Origin of the sequence: Rhodopirellula sp. JB055, from assembly GCF_043100905.1 — a bacterium.
In the GTDB taxonomy this organism is placed as follows: domain Bacteria; phylum Planctomycetota; class Planctomycetia; order Pirellulales; family Pirellulaceae; genus Rhodopirellula.
On sequence record NZ_JBICHO010000558.1, the window covers coordinates 1 to 3,844 of the forward strand.

The 3,844-nt window shown below is 55.5% G+C and carries 4 protein-coding genes and 1 riboswitch; all 4 genes read right to left on the reverse strand.

Translation table 11 applies throughout. The features are described 5' to 3' along the window. Nucleotides 1-881, reverse strand: an 881-nt coding sequence (locus tag ACF8AM_RS21820; protein WP_392557684.1) for an ATP cone domain-containing protein, incomplete at its 3' end; no start/stop codon positions are given. A 190-nt stretch (nucleotides 882-1,071) separates the two neighbouring features. After that, a riboswitch (cobalamin riboswitch) is annotated at nucleotides 1,072-1,298 on the reverse strand. 154 nt (nucleotides 1,299-1,452) lie between these two features. Next, nucleotides 1,453-2,556 (reverse strand): glycosyltransferase, encoded by a 1,104-nt coding sequence (locus ACF8AM_RS21825; RefSeq protein WP_392557685.1) that lies wholly within the window; start codon nucleotides 2,554-2,556, stop codon nucleotides 1,453-1,455. Between the two features lie 60 nt (nucleotides 2,557-2,616). Then, nucleotides 2,617-3,237 (reverse strand): hypothetical protein, encoded by a 621-nt coding sequence (locus ACF8AM_RS21830; protein WP_392557686.1) that lies wholly within the window; start codon nucleotides 3,235-3,237, stop codon nucleotides 2,617-2,619. A gap of 426 nt (nucleotides 3,238-3,663) precedes the next feature. Next, nucleotides 3,664-3,844 (reverse strand): hypothetical protein (locus ACF8AM_RS21835; protein WP_392557687.1); only part of this gene is annotated, 181 nt, incomplete at its 5' end.

Sequence of the window (3,844 nt, forward strand, 5' to 3'; positions counted from 1 at the left end):
AGGTAGCGATCGAAGATGGTCTGCATACCGAGATACCGAAACTGGGCATCACGCTCGGGCTGGAGCGCCGTCGCGATTCGATGGAGGTCGAAACCTCGCAAGTCACCCGACAATCGGTTCGCTCGCACACCTTCAATCACATAGTGTTCAAAGTGGTCGCGGTAGGCCGCCGAAACCCCATCCTCGAACTGAGTTTTGCCGAGCGACTGACGATAGACAATCGAACGCTGCAGCTGTGCCGCGAGTGCATCGTAAGCGGGATCACGCTCGATGCGACTGCGAGTGGCCAGCACCAATGCTCGAGTCACGTCATCCGGCGTCATCCCATCAAACGCACCGCGAACAACCTCGGCGACAATTTCATCCGTGTCGACTTCGGGAAGTTTGGATTCCGGGCACTTGTTGAGAAAACGCTTGATCCGGCTTTCATCGAACGGAACCAGCAACCCAGGCTCCAACTCCACCCGAATTCGAGGCTCGGCGTGGTGAGAGACATGATTGGAATCGTTCAGTGAATCGAGTCCGGTATCCGTGCCACGAATGGCTCGAATGCGAGCGTGTTCGGTCCGGTACAGGATGTAGCGTCGGGCAACGCGAAAGTGTTCGCGTTTCATCAATCCGATTTCGACAATGTCCTGAATTTGCTCCACCGTGACGGCCGACATCCGTTCTGGGTTCCGAATCGCCTCTTCTACTTTCGCGACAATGTGGGTGAGATCTTCGATCACATCCGAGGACAGAGGCTGTCCATCAGCGAGGTTGAGCTCCGCCCGAAACGCCTTTTCCATGGCCGTTTGAACTCGCCGCGAATCAAACTCGACTTCACGTCCGTCGCGTTTGCGGACCGTTCCGGCGTGTGTGTTTTCCGCTGAAGATTCCATGCGGTGACTCCCTGTTGACGGAATGGTTGCGCAGCCGCACCCAACCCGTTACCCGTTGAGCGTCCGGTTCTGATTCTCGGAGTGCGCAAACACATCCGGCGAGTGAATCAGCACCTGACACGTTGACAAATCCAGACAACTCGCAGTGGACGCTTGTTGTCGCAACGATCGCCCCAATCCAAGAGGGCACCCAAATCGTCTATTTCGTGGTAGGTCTTCTGACTCACTGCCAATCAAGGTTCATTGCCTTCTCGCTCGCACAATCACGAACAATGGCACTTCCAAAGAAGAAACGATGACTTGCAACCGAAGGTTGCGGCAGTTCACAGCGGCTGGACCATCCCGGAATTTCACCGGAGTTCCCTGTTCATGAATCGTGCAGCAGCACGACTCATCACCACGAACGCCCAAACGATATCGGTTGAAATCGGTTCGTCAAGCGGAATCACGTTCGTCGGATCGTCGGATGCTGCCAGCCAGCACCATTCAACTCACAAATCCCGAAGGGTCGGTGTCCCCACAGACGTGGCCGTCCGGCCCCGGGCCGATGAACCTGACACCATCCCTCATCTCACCACGACCACTTCGATCTCCATTGCCGGTAACGATCCGACGCCCATTTCGTAAAACTTGGCTCGTTTGGACTTCCGGGCTGGTATTCAATGTTTTGAGCTTGCCGAGTGCGAGACCACCACTGAATCGCTGCGCTGACCGCTTGCAATTCCTCTACGCATGAAACGGAAGCACTGCGATGCTCGTGGATCACGCTCTCGTAGAGCAGACACAACTCATTGACGCGGAGGCTCAAGCAGTCTTCCTTTCGCAGGCGTTTCGTAACCGAACCAGCATCGCTGGAATCGTACCGTTCGATTTGTTGGCAAATCGATTCCACCGTGATCGGTTGCTGCAAGAGTCGGCGTCCGAAGTTGTTTCGACGTTGATGTTCGAAATTGCTGGTGGTCACGATCTCGCCCATTCCTTGCGCGTCCAATGCGATTGCCGCACACCCTGTCGCGATCGCCTCCCAGACGCACCGTCCTTTGGCAAACACCAGATCAGCCTTTTGAAGATGCTTTTCAGGACATTCCGACGCCCCACCCAATCTTGCGCCAAGAAGCTCGAGCTGCATCCCATGCTTTTCGACCGCCTTTCGCACGATCGCTGCCTGCTCACGTTCCACGTAGTTGCTGAACACCAACGCCCGGCCCGGTCGAACTGGTAACGGAGACCGGATCGGGAACCAATCGAGTGCGACTGCGTTTTGCAGAATTTGCACACGCTCCTCATTGATCCCTCCCGACAAGACCATCCGGTCGCGACAGGCTTCATCAACTGCCAAATAACGCAGGATCCTTGGGAAATCCGGGGGAGTATCGTGCCAAGCAGATGCATCGTGACAAACAAAAATCCCCGGTGTGCCAGGGAAATGCAGCAAGGCCGCCAAAGTCTCCATGGCATGGTGCCCGTGAATGACGTCTGGTTGGACACGTATTTTCGATAGGTCATCGGTGACGCAGACCGAAGCCGAGCGAAGTTGTTCGGCCATCGGCCCCAGATGAGGGCTGTAGACGAACGGAGTATGCCCTTGTCGCATCAGTTCGACTGCGACGTCGCGGACATAGGTTTCGGTGCCTGATTGCCCATGCAACCGAAGATTGGAAATCAAGACTTTCATGCGCTAAGCGGAAACAGCAGCTGGTGTGAATTCACAAGGTCACCGTGGCGGCACAAGCGATCATTCCGCCTGCTTGTTCATCAACGGTGCACCAACGTGGGCAAAGATGGGAGCAAGGTGTTCCTGGAAACGAATGGCATCGCGATAGGTTCCCTTTTGGACTTCCGAGAGGCCATGCAACTCGTATTTCGTCATCCCATTTTGGTGCGCATGGATCGGCTGATCGCGATCAACCAAATACAGTTTTTCAACCCGATGTGATTCCCAACCGAATTGCTCAATCGCCTCCTCCACGAATGGGCGAACCTCGTCGTACTGCCGTACGATCGCCATCTTCCGATCAAACTGTTCTTCGTTGAGCCGGATGCATTCGATGGGCAAGCGGTCGGTCCCATCACCCCTTGAGAGATTGAATTCCCACTGCTTGATCTCGCGTCCCAAAGCCTGTTCAGCACGATCGATTGCGGCAAGACGGATTCCCCGCCACAGGTCGTGCGCCATGACATCGCCTTCTTCCGCATCGCCGACAACCAGTTCGATTTCATTTTCGATCAAGGATGTTGCCAGTCGATGAGTCAATCCTTCAAAGTAGTCAACGTCGACGTCCAACGTCCGCTGGTAAAGCGATCGGTCACTCAATTCCCCAAAAATGCCACCACAGGTGGATCCGGTTTGATTCACGATCTCGCGTGTACGATACAGGCGTGATGAACCTTTCCGTCCAGACCCGTCCGTCAACACATGAACAATGGGTTGATTCGCAAAGACCCAACCAAGCACCCAAAGCTCATGCGCAGGATGGGCAACAATCAGCGTGCTGCGCATCGCCCGCTACCTCGATTTCAAATGGTCGAACAATAAAAATGCTCCCATGGCACACCCACGTGCAGCAAACTGGGGCTCACGAACGACACTAGCAAATCGCACCGATCCCTACCAGCGAAGCTGCAAACGTCTGCGGTCCGCGATCACCGGATGGGCAGGTGCGTGCCTGGCTAACCAGGCTGTTGATTGAGTCGTCATTCATGCTTGAACGCTTGCAGGATGAGCACGCTTGCCCGTCGAAGTTGGGGATGTCGGCCAAGCGTGGCCAACCTACCAACCAAATCAACCAGCCGCTGTGAGTCGGATCACGTGGGCGGCCTTGCTGACGCGGCGGGTTGTGACCTTGCTGCATCCACCTCTTCCCGAGCCTCGGCTAAATGAAACGCTGGGGTGAAGCAACAAGGGTTGAAACCGGAGGCGAAGCAGATCGGCTGGAGTCATTCGGCATTGGGACTGTTCTGGC